Origin of the sequence: Pseudomonas graminis (assembly GCF_001705435.1) — a bacterium.
In the GTDB taxonomy this organism is placed as follows: domain Bacteria; phylum Pseudomonadota; class Gammaproteobacteria; order Pseudomonadales; family Pseudomonadaceae; genus Aquipseudomonas; species Aquipseudomonas graminis_B.
In genome coordinates, this window is sequence record NZ_MDEN01000055.1 from 187,607 (window position 1) to 203,041 (window position 15,435).

The following is a 15,435-nucleotide window of genomic DNA, read 5'->3' on the forward strand; positions in this document are numbered from 1 at the left end:
GCGCGCATTCTAACGCGCTGGAAAAAAAAACAAAGTGCGTAATGAGCGACGATTTTCACGAGCGCTGAACAAGGGCATTTATGCCCTCGGAAGCGTCCAGAAACGTCTAGATTGGCCGCACATCGCAGCGGATGTTCCTGCCTGGAACACCTGCCCCTTGTGCGGACACCCCTATCGACAAACGCCAGACAAAAAAATGCCCGGAGACCCGGGCATTTTTTCATGGGTGGATTACAAGTTGTAGCCACGTTCGTTGTGTTGCGCCAGATCCAGGCCGACCGCTTCTTCTTCTTCGGTGACACGCAGGCCCATGACCATGTCGAGCACCTTGAGGATGATGAAGGTCACGATCGCGGTATAGATGACCGTGAAGCCGACGCCTTTGCACTGAATCCAGACTTGTGCCGCGATGTCGGTCACGGTGCCGAAGCCGCCCAGCGAAGGGGCTGCAAACACGCCGGTCAGGATCGCGCCGAGGATACCGCCGATACCGTGAACGCCGAAGGCATCCAGGGAGTCGTCGTAGCCCAGTTTGCGTTTCAGGCTGGTGGCGCAGAAGAAGCAGACCACGCCTGCCGCCAGACCGATGATCAGGCCGCCCATCGGGCCGACAGTGCCGGCAGCTGGAGTCACAGCAACCAGACCGGCAACCACACCCGAGGCGATGCCCAGAGCGCTTGGCTTACCGTGGGTCAGCCATTCGGCGAACATCCAGCCCAGCGCTGCAGCAGCGGTAGCGATCTGGGTGACCAGCATGGCCATACCGGCGGTGCCGTTGGCCGCAGCCGCGGAACCTGCGTTGAAGCCGAACCAGCCGACCCAGAGCATGGCCGCGCCTATCAGGGTGTAACCCAGATTGTGCGGAGCCATCGGGGTGGTCGGGAAACCTTTACGCTTGCCGAGCACCAGGCACGCTACCAGGCCAGCCACACCGGCGTTGATGTGAACGACGGTGCCGCCCGCGAAGTCGAGCACGCCCCAGTCCCACAACAGACCACCGACGCCGCTCCAGACCATGTGCGCAATCGGCGCGTAAACCAGGGTGAACCAGATCGCCATGAAGATCAGCATCGCGGAGAACTTCATGCGTTCTGCGAAAGCGCCGACGATCAGGGCCGGGGTGATGATGGCGAAGGTCATCTGGAAGGTCACGAAGACGGCTTCCGGGAACAGTGCCGCAGGACCGGTAATACTCGCTGGGGTAATGCCTGCCAGGAACGCCTTCGACAGACCGCCGACGAAGGAGTTGAAGTTGACGACGTTGGCTTCCATACCGGTGGTGTCGAACGCCATGCTGTAGCCGTAGACGACCCACAGGATGCTGATCAGGCCGGTAATGGCGAAGCACTGCATCATCACGGAAAGAATGTTTTTGGAGCGGACCATGCCGCCGTAGAACAGCGCCAGACCCGGGATGGTCATGAACAGCACCAGCGCGGTGGAGGTCAGCATCCAGGCGGTGTCGCCGGAATTGAGTACGGGGGCTGCCACTTCGTCTGCCGCCATGGCCAAGCCAGGGGTTACGAGGGACAACAGGGCTCCTAGCCCTGCGAATTGACGCAGAGTCATATTGTTTTCTCCTGGGGCGTTGGGGTTTGGCGGCTTAGATTGCGTCGGTATCGGTTTCGCCGGTACGGATGCGGATGGCCTGTTCCAGATTGACCACGAAGATCTTTCCGTCACCGATCTTGCCGGTGTTGGCCGCTTTGGTTATCGCTTCGATAACGCGGTCCAGATCCTTGTCGTCGATCGCAACATCGATCTTCACCTTGGGGAGGAAGTCGACTACATACTCCGCACCGCGATACAGCTCGGTGTGGCCTTTCTGACGTCCGAAGCCTTTGACTTCAGTGACTGTGATGCCCTGCACGCCGATTTCGGACAGCGACTCGCGTACGTCGTCCAGCTTGAACGGCTTGATGATGGCAGTGACTAGCTTCATGAAACTTTCTCCCGAATTGGTGGACTTGCCCCAGGAAAACAAACCCGACTCAAGTCTAAGCGCAGTGTCTGGCTTTGTAACGCGTCGTGTCCGCAAGAGACCTGACCAGCTCCAGAAAACCGCTTCTGACGAAACATTCCCCGCTCCGCCTGCCGCACTGCATTCGTCACAGCGACTGCATCAGTGCATGGGTTACAAGCCACTAAGCAGAAAGCTTGCCATCTCATCGATGGTCTTGAATTTCGGCCCTTCCACCGTTAATTCAGGCTTCAGGGTAGTCGTCGATTGCCATCACCGCACAACAACGGTGCGCACGTGCCCGAGGCGATGCGCGAAAAGCGTGCAGCGCATCCTCTCCTCAAGGGGCCAAAAGCTGCGTGCTACACTCGCGCCATCTGATTCTGGAATTTCATCATGCTCGCCCCCAAAGCTTTTCTCGACGCCCTGAGCGGCCACGCTTCCCGCCTGTTCAACGGCGAAACCCCGGTTCCACGCAGCGAATTCGAAACCCAGTTCAAGGCGCTTCTGCAGAGCGGCTTCAGCAAGCTGGACCTGGTCAGCCGGGAAGAATTTGATAGCCAGATGATCGTCCTCGCCCGCACCCGCGCCCGACTTGAGGCACTGGAAGCGAAGATGGCGGAGATGGAAGCGCAGTTGGCGCCGCAGCCGAAAGCATCAGAGGCTGAGTAACACGATTGAGCTTTCAAAGCTGAATGTGCTCAGGCGCAGTGCGCAATGCGCTGAACCTGGGCCTTGATGGCCTGCCCTCGCTCGATCTCTGCTTTGCGCAGGTCGTAGGTGAGCTGCAAGTTCAGCCAGAACTCCGGGGTGGTCTCAAAACACGCCGCCAGCCGCAGCGCCATGTCGGCGCTGTCTATGAAGGCTTTGTTCAGCCACCCACTGGCGGGCAGCCTTGAGCAGCGTGCCGAACATAGTAGTTATCAAATTCGCCAGCTTCGACGAACTGAAAACCATGACGAGTATAAAAGCGGTTTGAAGCGCTTTCTCTCAGCGCCCCAACATACAAGTCCAGCGCCACCGCATCCGCTTCCATGAAGATCTGACGAAGGACAATCGAGCCTATTCCTGACCCTTGTGCGCCTGGCGTGATGTACAGGTGATCGAGTAACAGCCCGTCCAAACGCGGTTTGACCACGACAAACCCTACTCGCTTTCCGGCAACCACAACGTGACGAGTAAACTCGGGGGAAAAGCCTTCACGAAAACGCTCTCGGGCGCGCACGGGATCAAATCGACCAATGCGCTCAAGACTCTCACGCATGGCGTCGATCCGGATGGCAACAAGCGCTTCGAAGTCACCGGCTCGTGCCCCGGCGAAGGTGACCGTAGTGGCCAACGGTTCGAGAAACTCTTCGCTTGGAATTTCCCCTGGATGCACGGGCCCCTCTCCATTACGGGTCATCACTCCTCCCTCCTTCCATTCATACACATGCCGTAGAACATGCACGGGGCCAAGCTTCAGGGCAATGACTATCCTTCAGCTCGCCGCAGGAAGCGGTGCTGCCTTCAAGGAAAGACATGTCCCTCGCCATTGTTCTGAGCCGTGCCCAAGTTGGCGTTGAAGCGCCCGCCGTGACCGTTGAAACCCATCTCGCCAACGGGCTGCCCAGCCTGACGCTGGTGGGTCTGCCAGAGGGCGCGGTCAAGGAGAGCAAGGATCGGGTGCGCAGTGCGATCCTCAACTGTCGGCTGGAATTCCCTGCGCGGCGCATCACCTTGAATCTGGCGCCTGCCGATTTGCCCAAGGACGGCGGATACAGATTAGTTGATGCCATGGACTCGATATGAATAAGTGAAACCATGGACATTATGAGGATAGGCGAAGCCCTCCGCGACTTACCATTTTCATACTGTTATTTTGGCTTGCTCAACGTGCGCGAACAGCAGGAGCCTCACCGAGTATCTGTCAACTCAACACCTCCTACGTGATTAAAATTTAGAGGTACCACTTTGAATAGCATTTTCGTATAGCAACTCACGTTGAGCCGAGCGCGAGACCGAGCCATACGACTAGCAAGAGCTAATGAACTTCAATACTAGCCGAGCGCCACGCCTATGCCATGCATCTCTGAACACGGCAGAAATAGGCATTAAATCTGCTTTTGATGGCCCCACTTTGGTTGGTCTTTTTGTGACTGTAAGAATTACCGTAAAAAATTGCTCTTGCTAAACACGCCTGATAGAGCATTGGACAACCGGCCGAAATGTTGATAGTTATTGAAGACCTGGTGAGCAACGAAAGCGCCCAAAATGGCAAGATTAGAAAGCATCAAGTATCATGCAAGCCATGCACGCATTGAGCTTGACAAAGTGCATTGGGAACAGTCCGAAGAAATAACAGTGCATGACTTGCCTGCATTGTTTTGGAAAACTTGTATGCCATGGAGGGAAGCTAACTCTTGGCTTCGGGAACAAGTCATCGCTAATGGAAAGGATGTTAAAACAGCGCTATCTCAAGCCTATGCTCTCCAACATTATGCATCATGGTTAGAGAAAGAGAGCTTGGACTGGAAATATTTTCCTACACGAAGGGACGAACGCTGCCTCCTGCGATATCGGGGATATCTTATTGCAGAAATGAATGCAGGGAATATTGCGCCTTCCACAGCTAAAACCAGGATGAATCAAGTTATCCATTTCTACCGTTGGGTAAAGAAATGTGGACTGATCCCATCTGCGGCCAAGCTTTGGACAGACAAAAAAATAACTATAACAACTCAAAGTATTACGGGATTTGAGCGCACGCTGCAAATTGAATCAAGTGACTTAAGCATCCCTAATGCGGGCAAACGGGGCATAGAACTGGAGGATGGAGTCTTTCCAGTCTCCGCCGAAGACCGAGAAAGAGTTTTGGACATTGCCGAGAAGTACTGTCCTGTGGAGTTATACTACATGCTTCTTTTAGGATTTCACTCGGGCATGAGAATTCAAACAATATGCGACTTGAAGATCAAGAATCTTTTGATGGCCACGCAGCACCCCGTCCGAGATAAAACTTTTCTCGTTAGGGTGGGCCCGACAGCATCTCCCCCAGTGCGCACTAAATACAACATCTCTGGACTGATAGAAATTCCGGCACTGCTGCTAGCAACATTAATCACTTACAGCAATTGTACGCGTCGAGCCAAAAGAGAGGTTCAAGCTAAAAAAGCAAATAAAGACTTCCTGTTTTTAACAAGCCGCGGTAACTCTTATGCACAAAGAGGAACTACTACCTCACCTGCAGTGAATGTGGCGATGGACGATCTAAGAAAAAAAGGGCTGTCCCGCGGCTTAGCCGTAATGCATGGGTTTTCTTTTCATCGGTCTAGAGCCACTTTCGCCACCGAGTATACTAAGGTAGCATTATCTATAGATCCGAAGCACGCGCTCACGATGGTAAAAAACGCATTACTGCACAAAAATGAAAGTACTACGCTTAGGTATATTAGGTTTGTAGAGAGCACCCCGATCAAAGCGGAAGCGAACAACAGATTCACAAGAGAGTTTTTAGGTAGGTATTATGATAACTAACCACTTGCCTGCTTTAACGTTTCCAAGTGTTAATTATGGGGCTGCGGAAACCCGCCATGACTTGCGTTGCCTAGTGTACGAGAATGGCGTAGTGGGAAACGTGCGAAATAGCAAAAAGCTGTTAGCCTCTAAAAATAAAAGACTTCTCGTCGAAAGGCTACCCCTCGTAGTCAAAATACATGAAGTCCTTAACGGAAAGATTGTAGGTGGGGGCAGCCCGTTGACGCTTAGAGGGAAGATTGTCGCAATTAGAGCATTTTTCAGGTGGGCAGAAGAAAGACGCGCGTCCATAACCATCGAGAGCATTGAAAACCTTTATTTGGCATGGGCTGACTACCTGTGGGAGCGCTTTCGCAATGGCGCCATCGATGGCGAACATGCAACTAACCTCGCCTCAAAACTAGGGTCTCTCATAGACGAGATATTGGGTTTTAACCTCGGCCTGCATTCGCGCACCCCATTTTGCAAGAGCAAAATCAGAAGCCGAAATCGGTCAAGAATGAAGAAAGCGTCTGAAAAATTGGATTTGCCAAGGGCATTCGAGTTTGGGCGATTTCTGCATGATGTTACGCGCAGCCTCACAATTGAAAATATACAATCGACCATTCCTGTAGTAATTTCACTTAGCGACGGGCGAACACTAAAAGAATACTTACGCTACAAGCCGGGTAGCAAGAATTTTAGAGTCGCCGCAATAACTTCATATACGCCCCCTGCGGATATTATAGCTGAAACTTTTAGTTCGAGGTACCCTCTAATCAACCTAAGGGTAATGGCCGAACTGTTGATTTTTATATCGCAGACCGCAATAAATCTGGCCGAAGCCAGAAAGCTGAAAGTCGGGAAATTTTCCTACAAAGGCTTGAGTGACGGTTACGAAGTTAGGCGAATATACAAAAACCGAAAGAAAGGTGCTGTGGAATTTGAGATCTTTAGCGGATATAAAGAAATATTCGAGCATTACCTTAAGTGGCGCAATGAGCTTTACCCACTTGAGGCCAATGATCTACTTTTCCCCTTCTTCTCACACCAACGCAAGACATTCTCAGACTTCGCCCCAAGTTTTGAAGCTGTGAAATCGCGGTGCGAAATGCTCGGTATAACATCAATACTCGCCAGAAATCTTAGGAAATTGAAGCTAAACTGGTTTGCTCGGCAAACCAAAAACCTACAGTTGACTCTCGAACAAGGACAGCACACAAAAGAAACTTACTTTCGACATTATCATATTCCAAACTTTCAGATGGCGTTAGTTGAAATAAGCTCGTTTTACAAGGCGCATGATCCGACACTCCAAGCGGCAGGTGCGGGGGGTTGTAGTATTGCGAGCCCTCTAGCAATTAGCGCAATACCCAAGCATGCAACAGTTCCAGACTGCATAAGCCCTGCGGGTTGCCTATTTTGCGCAAGTCATCGTGACATTGATTCTCAAGACCATGCATGGTCTTTAGCATCGTACCGCCACTATAAAACGTTGGAACTCGCCACCTATAAGTCCCAACTCATTCAGCATAACTCGAATCCCTGCGCGCTTGCAATAGATGCCGTTACTTCGAAACTCCGATCTTTTGCTGAGTCAAATCAAAATCGCGCCAAGTGGGTAAAGGAAGCACTCGACAGGGTAGCCGAAAGCCATTATCACCCGAAATGGGATGGATTTATTCAACTATTGGAGGCGGCAGATGAAGATACCGCGCAATATTAACATTAGGGTTGAGTCGACGGGTGACTACATACCTAATTTCGTGTTAGATACATGGCCTCCACGATCCGACTTCCCCATTATTCGGGACAAGCAGGGCGCGACTATAAGCCAATATGGAGATGTCATATGGGATCTAACGCCCTGGTCGTCCTCCTCTTCCATAATAAATTTCAACGATAGTGCAGAGCTTAAGTTTAAGGCAAAAAATAGTCTATTCAACGGCGATAGGCTTCGGCAGATCTGCGCTTGGTGGTTGTATGGGCACCAGCCTGTTGGCACGGCCGCAAACCTAAAAGCGAGGTTCGTAAAATTATATAAAATTTTCGAGTGCTGCAGTAGGTACGGAATAAAAATCACAGAGTTGAATTCTAATATTCCAATTCTGGAAAAAATCTCGATGGAATTGGCCTCATCCGCCGCCGCTGGTCTGGTGTCAATATTGCACGGCCTCTATGAGCATCGAGCGTCTCTGGGATTCACAGTTCTCGAACCGAAGCAAATTGCGCGGCTTGTATCATCCTCTGGCACTCACGCAACCCGACAAACCCCATATATACCTCCACGAATTTGGCAATATCAGGTAAGCAGACTGCGCGAGTTCCTCGATGACTTCGTGAGCAACAGCGCTAATCTCGAGGCCTGTTTTTGTCACTGCCTAGAGGTAAGCTTACAATTCTACGGAGTGGAGGCATGCTATGGTAACCGAAAGGGTCTTGGTGCTGCTTTCGGATCTAGAATCTACAAAGATCATAGAAGCGCAGTTCACGGTGGAAAGTTCTCGAGCATTCTTAAAAAGTACCAACTGGAAACGCTGTTCCAAACCTGGATCCTTGAAGAAGACACTGAGGTAGATAGCTATGGACTCGGAATAACATTGTTCGCCTCGCTGTTAACCATGGCGCAACAAGTCGGCTTGGCATACCTGCTCAGTTTTTCAATGATGAGATACCGCGAAGCTTCTGAGCTACGCGCTGACTGCCTAAGCTACGTAGACGATGACCAATTTGGGCGTCTTTGGCTGGTATCGGGCGAGACGACCAAGATCTATCATGATTCTGACGCCCGGTGGGTAGTATCTCCGTCCATCGAAATTGCGATTCGCGCCATGTCGTTGGTTGCAAATTTACGTATGCGCTGTGCACGACAAGACCCGACGGTACCCTATGATAATGAGTACGATGCTAACCCCTACCTCATTAATAGAGCGTATGAGCCTTGGTCAAAACGTGCTGGGGTTGAAATGGATATGACTAAACGCCCATCCTACTTTTCATATATGGAAGTAATAGCCACTCATCCTAGACTTTTCGATCTGACCGAAATCACTATCCAAAGCCGCGACTTGGAAGTTGCCCAGTTGGTCACGCCATCCCTTGACAGAGAAAAGTTCTCGGTCGGCAAAGTTTGGGAATTTACATGGCACCAGCTGAGGCGAACAGGCGCTGTTAACATGCACGCCTCAAATATGGTAACAGATGAGTCAGCTCAATATCAACTGAAGCACCTTTCGAGAAATCAGTCGTTATACTACCGCCAAGGATACTCTAACATTTTACTCAACGAAGAGGCCAAGTCGGAATATCTAAAGGCAATGTACGATGTCCAGGCTTCTGGCGCCTTAAGTTTTCTGGAGGACCGTTACATATCTGCCTATGGGGTTGAGCGCAAACGTGAAATGCTTTCTCCTATATGTGAGACCGATTATAAAAGCTTAACGCGCGCTGCAAGAAATGGCGAGCTGTCCTGGAGAGACGTCCTGCTAGGTATCTGCACTTATCGCGGAACCTGCCAGTACGGCGGAGTAGAAAACATTCTTAGATGTGGAGGGGGGGTGGATACGGGTCCTTGCGCTCACCTTTTGATCGATAAAAATAAGAAAAAATCCATGGTTAAATTGGAATCCATCATACGAGAACGGAAGTTAACTGCTCTTGTGCATTCTCCTTACGAACAGTCACTAGAAGCACAGCACTATGCCGTTCGGAGCATTTTAAAAATCATTGAAATCGCGGAGCACTGAGGTGGCGCACCCTACTTCAAAAGCGGAAGATAGATTTCGCGCGGCCTTCGAAAGGTTAATAAAGAGGGAGTCTTTGATCGTCCCTGCTGGAACTGTGATCACTCAAAATAATGTTGCACGAGAAGCCGGGCTAGATCCGTCAGCGCTAAAGAAAAGCCGGTTTCCAGCCCTAGTTCTCGAAATCCAAAATTGGACAGAATCGTTCTCTCCTTACATAAATGCCTCCAAACACAAGAAGCTGGGGAGCCACAGAGAGAAAAATCGGAGCCTACGCGACCAAATTCGAGACATAAAAACTCAGCGAGATAGTCTGCTATCGCTGTTATTGGAGGCAGATGCTAAGATTTTGGAACTTTCGACAGAGTTAAGTGAGTTAAAAAAATCTGTCACGATTGAGTAGTATGGATTCTAGGATCAACGAATTAAAGCCAGCCATCTAAACGTACTCTGCCAGCACTCTGTCGAGTGGCTACGGCGACAGGCGAATCGAAGATTTTGACTAGCATAGCTATATCCATTAGTGTCCGTCATTAGGATATTACATTGACGCTGAGGTTGAACAGGTCACATCACCAAAACCATTAGAAAGACCATTGATATTCAGCCTGTTTATAACTTGACCACAACCACGCTTGTTTCACTGACATTACAACGCTGCTGCTCTATTTAAAAGCGAGACAAGATCCGATTCGCACGCCTTCCCCCCAAGTAATATCCTGAGCACCTCATATAATACCTAGAACTACTATAGTTCGTAGAAAATGGTTATCATTTCACAATATGAATATGAACTAACTGAGGCGATCACACAGCAGGATATAAATAAAACTGGAGGAGCCACTGGTGGTTGCTGCTGACCGAAACCCTGCCAAGAGGGGCACGGAGATGAGCTTTCATGTGCTCGCCCAAACCTCAAATGATACCGAGCACGTCGGTATCACAGCGCTGCTTACCGCAATCAGAGCGTGAACGCAGCCGCTATGCTTACCAGTTAGAAGCCGTCGGGCCGCTCACGCGGCCTAACGCTACAGACGCTATTCGACTCGCTATGCTAACTCGTGCTCAAGATCGCTAATTCAATAGAAAACGCTCGCGACTCATGCTTTTCTGGGTGTTAAACCCGTTGTCATTTAGCTTAGGCCAAAAGCGGCGCATCCTGATATCCATCTATACTAGAGTGAATTTGTATTGCTCGAGATCACTGGCAATAAAATAGGTTATCACCAATTATTACCGTTTATCCGATCTTCGTACGCTGAAAGCTTAGCGCGGTGTTTTTGTGACTGGGATGACCATTAGTGATCGTGACGGTGCCAACAGAGAGATAGATATGCAGGAACTGACGAAAACTGCCCAGAACGATCAGCGTAGGCTGACGGCGGTCGAATTTCAGGATTTGGCTCGGGTACCCGCTGCAGTCGAGTGGTTTGCCAACCTGGACAACCCTCGAACACGACGCGCCTACCAAAATGACCTGGAAGACTTCTGCGGTTTTGTCGGTTTGGCTTCGGCCGATGAGTTTCGTGTGGTGACCCGATCGCACGTTCTGGCCTGGCGTGCCCAGCTCGAGCATCGCGGCTTAGCGGGAGCGACGATCCGGCGCAAATTGGCCGCGCTGGCCAGCCTTTTTGATCACCTCCTGGAAAGCAATGCGATCGCAGGTGGCAGTCCCGTGCATGGGGTAAAACGTCCCAGGATAGAAAGCAACGAAGGCAAGACGCCGGCACTGGGCGATCACCAGGCGAAGGCGCTGCTCGAAGCGCCGGATGAAGCAACACTTAAAGGGCAGCGCGACCGGGCGATATTGGCTGTTCTTCTCTATCACGGGCTGCGCCGTGAAGAAGCGGCGCTGCTGCAGGTGAGCGACATCCAGGAACGCCGCAGATATCGATCAGCACACTTAAGTAACAACGCTTCAATGTTCGCCTAAAGTCTTTTCACTGCGCCACCCATGAACATCTCAATGGCTGACGCGGCCATGAGCTTGATTCGTGCCAGCGTCACCGGCTCTGGTGCAATCTGATACACCCGTTGTTCACATTCCACCGTTATGAGCGACAGCAGTTGCGATGCTCGCAATGACGCATTCTCCTCGAGCAAAATTCCGCGGCGCATTGCAGTGCTCAGCACTTCAGATAGAGCATCAACGCATTGCTGTGGCCCAGATTCATGAAAAATCTGGCCGACCTTGGAGCGCCCCGACTCGCCCACTACCATCCTATAGACCGCAAGGGCGGTAGTATCATTGGTAACTACCGTCAGGACGCCCTCGGCAAAGCGTAAAAGCAAGCATCGCAGACTTTGCACATCCTGACTGTCAGCATTCAACATCGACACCGCGCTAGACAAATGAGACATGGCATAGCACTCAACTACAGCGGCAAACAGTTCATCCTTGGAGGTGAAATAGCTGTATAGCGTCGTCTTGGAACCACCAGCTCTTCGTGCGACCTCGTTCATCGCGGCTCCCTCATAGCCCATTTCCAGAAATACGCTGGCAGCAGCATCGATGATCGCGTTGCGGCGTGATTCTGTTCTAGCCCTCATTCCTTATGACCTAAAAAAATCATTGACAACTCCAAAAAGCCGAGAATATTATAATTCATAAGTGTACCGTACGGTACGGTACGATTTATCTGAAGATGAAGCGGCACACATCACTTTAATAGTCCTTTTCCATCTGTTTACGAAGAGCCAATACAATTATGGAAGAAATAATATTTTGCCTGCAAGGAGTCGTATTTTTTTTCCTAGCCCTCACAAACTGGCCTTCTGGATACCCTGGAAGTCCATTCCAAATCGATTACTTTGAGGAAAATGGCGATCAATAATAAATGTTGTAGTATCGAGTGCAGAGTGCATCGAGCACGGCTCCCCCTAGAGCATGGTCTACACCATCGACTTCTGGATGCCGCTGCGCATTAGTGATCTTGTGCCTGAAGGGCGGTAATCTGCTCTATTCCTTAACCTGAAGAAACAGATACGCCTCTGATTCGACGGCCTGCGTGCCCTGCATGGCCTGGATAACGCCGCGATAAAATCATCCGGTTTGGCTGCTATAGAGGTCGCGCAAGGCAAAATGGTAGAACGCGGTAATTCTGGCGAGTGCTTGATCGAGCGATCCTGGCGCCAAGTCATCGTATGATGATTTAATGGGGGTTCCGCACTGATCGATTACATCAATAATGATGCCCAGACCCTAGGACGCCAATAATGATTCGTTTAGCAGCCTTAATTCCTCTTGCCTTTTCATTGACGTCAAACGTTTCGCAGGGCGCGGAGCCTTTTTGGTGGGGGGCTGCCTCAGCTGCTTATCAGGTGGAGGGAGCTACGCGAATGGATAATCGTGGCCCCTCCATCTGGGATGTTTACCTCGATGATCATAGCCTCGCTGGGCCGGGCGTCTCTGGTGCCACGGCAATCAATTTCTATGATCGCAGCCAGTACCTTGAAGATATCGCCATGATGAAGAAGCTCGGGTTAACGAGCTATCGCTTCTCGATTTCCTGGACTCGACTGATTCCTGACGGCTTGGGGCCAGTAAACCCGACAGCTGTCGCACACTATCGTCAATTCATTACCGATCTCAAGGCAGCGGGAATCAAACCGATGCTCACCCTCTACCACTGGGATATGCCTGCGAGCCTGTCGCGTGAAGGGGGATGGGCTAATCGCAAATCCGTGGATTGGTTCAAGAAATACGCAGACGTGGTATTTGCGAATTTCCACGACCAGGTTGACCTGTTCGTCCTGGTCAACGAGCCATCCGTTGAGCGCGCCACTCAAGAAATGGCTGAAGAACGGCTGGCCGGTAAGCCAGGGACGCTAGCGATCATTCCTGATGCGGCTCACCTAGAAAAAGCACTTAAGGTCTTCAACCACATCCTGCTTGCATCCGCTGCCGCCAAAGAAAGCTTTGCGGCGAGCGGGTATCAAGGTCGACTGGGTCTAGCGGTGCCGCTATTCCCCATGCTGACAGGTGATGGAGCGTCTGTTGAGGATAAGCGCGATGCTAAGCTCGCTGATGGGGTGTTGAATCGCTGGTTCCTTGATGCAATGTACAAAGGCCATTATCCAAAGGACGTTCTTGATCTTGCCAGCAGTAGAGGCCTCGCTATCGATGTGCAGCCGGGAGATGCGGAGCGGATCGGTGCGGCGAAATTTGACTATTTAGGCGTTAATTTCTACTCGCCGCTGTACGTTCGGCATACGGCAGGTGTCAGTGAATACAATCCCCAAATGTGGATTCCGGCCGGAGTTCGAGCAGCTTTCAATGGGGCAGTAAGACCAGACCAGTTTCGCCTTCTGCTCGATCGGATCCGCTCCGATTACGGTAACCCAACCGTATTCATCACTGAAAACGGTGCCGGCTTCCCCGACGAGGACACGCTGGTTAATGGCTCAGTGCATGATGTCAACCGATGCCGATATCTGGTTACCCACATTGACGCTATGAAGCAGGCGATTGAGGCAGGGTCAGATGTACAGGGCTACCACGTCTGGTCTAGCCACGATAACCTCGAATGGCTCAGCGGCTACGGCAGCCGGTTCGGGATGATTTACGTCGATTTCGACACACAGAAAAGAACTCCGAAAGATAGTGCGCTGCTCTATTCAAGGATTATCAAAGGGGAACAGGTTTCTGAAGCCGATTGCTCAAAGCCTTGATGGAGGGGCTTGTCGCTCGACATTCAACAGCATCTAAAATGGGGAATCGCCCCCCTGACATCATTGATTTTAGGAGAAGCACCATGCCGACTTTCCGACTGGGTAAGATCCCCGGTATCGAACACATCGTTTCGGATAACGAATCCGTCCAGAGTGAACCGTGTCCGGGAGAGATCACGGTACGGGTGTTGGCCACTTCGTTGAATCAGCATGATTACAATGTCGTGATGGGTCGATTGCCTAGTGAACCTGGCCGCGTCCTGCTTTCTGACGCATGCTGCATAGTGGAATCAGTAGGGGACGGTGTAACTCAATTCCAGGCAGGAGACCGCGTCATCAGTTGCTTCTTCCCATCTTGGAACTCAGGTCGACAAAAAGTACCTGGATTTTCTACCGTTCCAGGTGACGGCGTAGATGGTTTCGCTTGTTCTTTTGTGACCAAACCGGCCTCACATTTTGTTCATGCGCCCAGCAACCTTGATGCCTTCGGATGCGCAACGCTGACGACCGCGGCTCTTACGGCCTGGCGTGCGCTAGTGGTCGAGAATCAGGTCAAACCGGGGGACTCCGTGTTAACGCTGGGAACCGGCGGCGTATCGATATTCGCTGTGCAGTTCAGCAGGATGCTGGGCGCAACGGTTATCGGTACATCGTCAGCTGATTCTAAGCTTGAAAAGCTTCGTGCGCTGGGTGTCGGCGAGTGCGTGAACTATTCGCAGGATGAGAACTGGGGGCAGCGCGTCAGGGCTTTAAGTGGAGGGGTGGGAGTTGATCATGTCGTTGAGGTCGGCGGGCAGGGAACGTTGGCCCAGTCCATCGAAGCATCTCGTGTGGGCGGCTCTATCGCATTGATAGGCGTGCTTACAGGGATTGGTGGCTATGTTCCGTTGGCGGCGATGATGGGCAAGCAGATTCGCTTGCAGGGCATCACCGTAGCTTCCCGGCAAGATCTTGAAAACATGGTCAAGGCGATTGAGGCAAATCAACTGCAGCCAGTGATCGACACCGTATTTCCGCTTTCGGATTTACAAGGCGCTTTCAGACATATGGCGAGCGGCCAACATTTTGGGAAGATCGTGATAGACCATACGAAATAGACAATGGGTACTCGTTGAAAGTGGGCACCATCGGGTGCCTACTTTTTAGCCCTTAAGTCTCTTAACCCAAGTGGGCACGTTGCTGCTGGTGGCCGGCCAGTAGGAGTACTGCAATGACCAACCCCAGAGCCGCTGCACTGGAAAAAATGACCTCGGGATTACCAGGGATGAGATCCATACCGGCGGAAATAAACTGACCGAAGAAGATGGCCATCGACAGATAGGCAAGGTTTCGGCCGCGTAGCTGGCTGTGGCTTTGCTCAATCGTCATGTGGTTGACCAAGGGTACTGACAGTCCGAAACCCGCGCCGAGCGCGATCGCGCCCCCTAGATAAATCGACAATCCATCGCCTATAGCGAAGACGACATGGGCTACCGCGTAGCAAGCAAACGTAAGCGTCCGGCGAAGTCACCTACCCGATCCCCGCAATAAGGGCGATGTTCTCCACTTAAAAATACGTGGACACCA

The 15,435-nt window shown here is 51.4% G+C and carries 10 protein-coding genes and 4 pseudogenes; 8 read left to right on the top strand and 6 right to left on the bottom strand.

Features of this window, described 5'->3' with window-relative positions; translation table 11 throughout:
- Positions 1-231: 231 nt before the first annotated feature.
- Positions 232-1,569 carry an ammonium transporter gene (locus tag BBI10_RS06200; protein ID WP_065987505.1) on the bottom strand — a complete coding sequence of 446 codons (1,338 nt, stop codon included), beginning with the start codon at positions 1,567-1,569 and terminating at the stop codon, positions 232-234.
- A 34-nt stretch (positions 1,570-1,603) separates the two neighbouring features.
- Positions 1,604-1,942 (bottom strand): P-II family nitrogen regulator, encoded by a 339-nt coding sequence (gene glnK / locus BBI10_RS06205; RefSeq protein ID WP_002555808.1) that lies wholly within the window; start codon positions 1,940-1,942, stop codon positions 1,604-1,606.
- 414 nt (positions 1,943-2,356) lie between these two features.
- Between glnK and BBI10_RS06210 the strand changes: the two genes are divergently transcribed.
- A complete protein-coding gene (locus BBI10_RS06210; RefSeq protein WP_065987506.1) occupies positions 2,357-2,632 on the top strand; it encodes an accessory factor UbiK family protein in 276 nt (91 codons plus the stop codon).
- A gap of 29 nt (positions 2,633-2,661) precedes the next feature.
- On the opposite strand, the pseudogene BBI10_RS06215 reads toward BBI10_RS06210, so the two are convergent.
- Together BBI10_RS06215 and BBI10_RS06220 are read right to left on the bottom strand one after the other, a co-directional pair.
- Positions 2,662-2,814, bottom strand: a pseudogene (locus tag BBI10_RS06215) (addiction module antidote protein, HigA family); the annotation flags it as partial.
- A gap of 17 nt (positions 2,815-2,831) precedes the next feature.
- Positions 2,832-3,224 carry a GNAT family N-acetyltransferase gene (locus BBI10_RS06220; RefSeq protein WP_244160320.1) on the bottom strand — a complete coding sequence of 131 codons (393 nt, stop codon included), beginning with the start codon at positions 3,222-3,224 and terminating at the stop codon, positions 2,832-2,834.
- Positions 3,225-3,481: 257 nt separating this feature from the next.
- Here BBI10_RS06220 and BBI10_RS06225 point away from each other — a divergent pair.
- From BBI10_RS06225 to BBI10_RS06245, 5 genes and pseudogenes are all read left to right on the top strand, one after another.
- Positions 3,482-3,718 (top strand): annotated as a pseudogene (locus BBI10_RS06225) (magnesium chelatase domain-containing protein); the annotation flags it as partial.
- A 495-nt stretch (positions 3,719-4,213) separates the two neighbouring features.
- Positions 4,214-5,476 (top strand): site-specific integrase, encoded by a 1,263-nt coding sequence (locus tag BBI10_RS06230; RefSeq protein WP_065987508.1) that lies wholly within the window; start codon positions 4,214-4,216, stop codon positions 5,474-5,476.
- Positions 5,466-7,181, top strand: coding sequence for a hypothetical protein (locus BBI10_RS06235; RefSeq protein WP_141695132.1), 1,716 nt, complete (start codon positions 5,466-5,468; stop codon positions 7,179-7,181). Before BBI10_RS06230 ends, BBI10_RS06235 begins: the two co-directional genes overlap by 11 nt.
- Before the next feature lie 613 nt (positions 7,182-7,794).
- Positions 7,795-9,201, top strand: coding sequence for a hypothetical protein (locus tag BBI10_RS26500; protein ID WP_141695133.1), 1,407 nt, complete (start codon positions 7,795-7,797; stop codon positions 9,199-9,201).
- A 1,330-nt stretch (positions 9,202-10,531) separates the two neighbouring features.
- Positions 10,532-11,083, top strand: a pseudogene (locus BBI10_RS06245) (tyrosine-type recombinase/integrase); the annotation flags it as partial.
- A 44-nt stretch (positions 11,084-11,127) separates the two neighbouring features.
- Here the strand turns inward: BBI10_RS06245 and BBI10_RS06250 are convergent.
- Entirely contained in the window at positions 11,128-11,748 is a 621-nt protein-coding gene (locus BBI10_RS06250) for a TetR/AcrR family transcriptional regulator (RefSeq protein ID WP_065987510.1), read from the bottom strand.
- 666 nt (positions 11,749-12,414) lie between these two features.
- Between BBI10_RS06250 and BBI10_RS06255 the strand changes: the two genes are divergently transcribed.
- Together BBI10_RS06255 and BBI10_RS06260 are read left to right on the top strand one after the other, a co-directional pair.
- The gene (locus tag BBI10_RS06255; protein ID WP_083233044.1) at positions 12,415-13,869 is read left to right on the top strand and encodes a glycoside hydrolase family 1 protein; all 1,455 of its coding nucleotides are present in this window, start codon (positions 12,415-12,417) and stop codon (positions 13,867-13,869) included.
- Between the two features lie 83 nt (positions 13,870-13,952).
- A complete protein-coding gene (locus BBI10_RS06260) occupies positions 13,953-14,966 on the top strand; it encodes a zinc-dependent alcohol dehydrogenase family protein (RefSeq protein ID WP_065987511.1) in 1,014 nt (337 codons plus the stop codon).
- Between the two features lie 61 nt (positions 14,967-15,027).
- Here BBI10_RS06260 and BBI10_RS06265 read toward each other — a convergent pair.
- Positions 15,028-15,342 (bottom strand): annotated as a pseudogene (locus tag BBI10_RS06265) (MFS transporter); the annotation flags it as partial.
- Positions 15,343-15,435 lie beyond the last annotated feature (93 nt).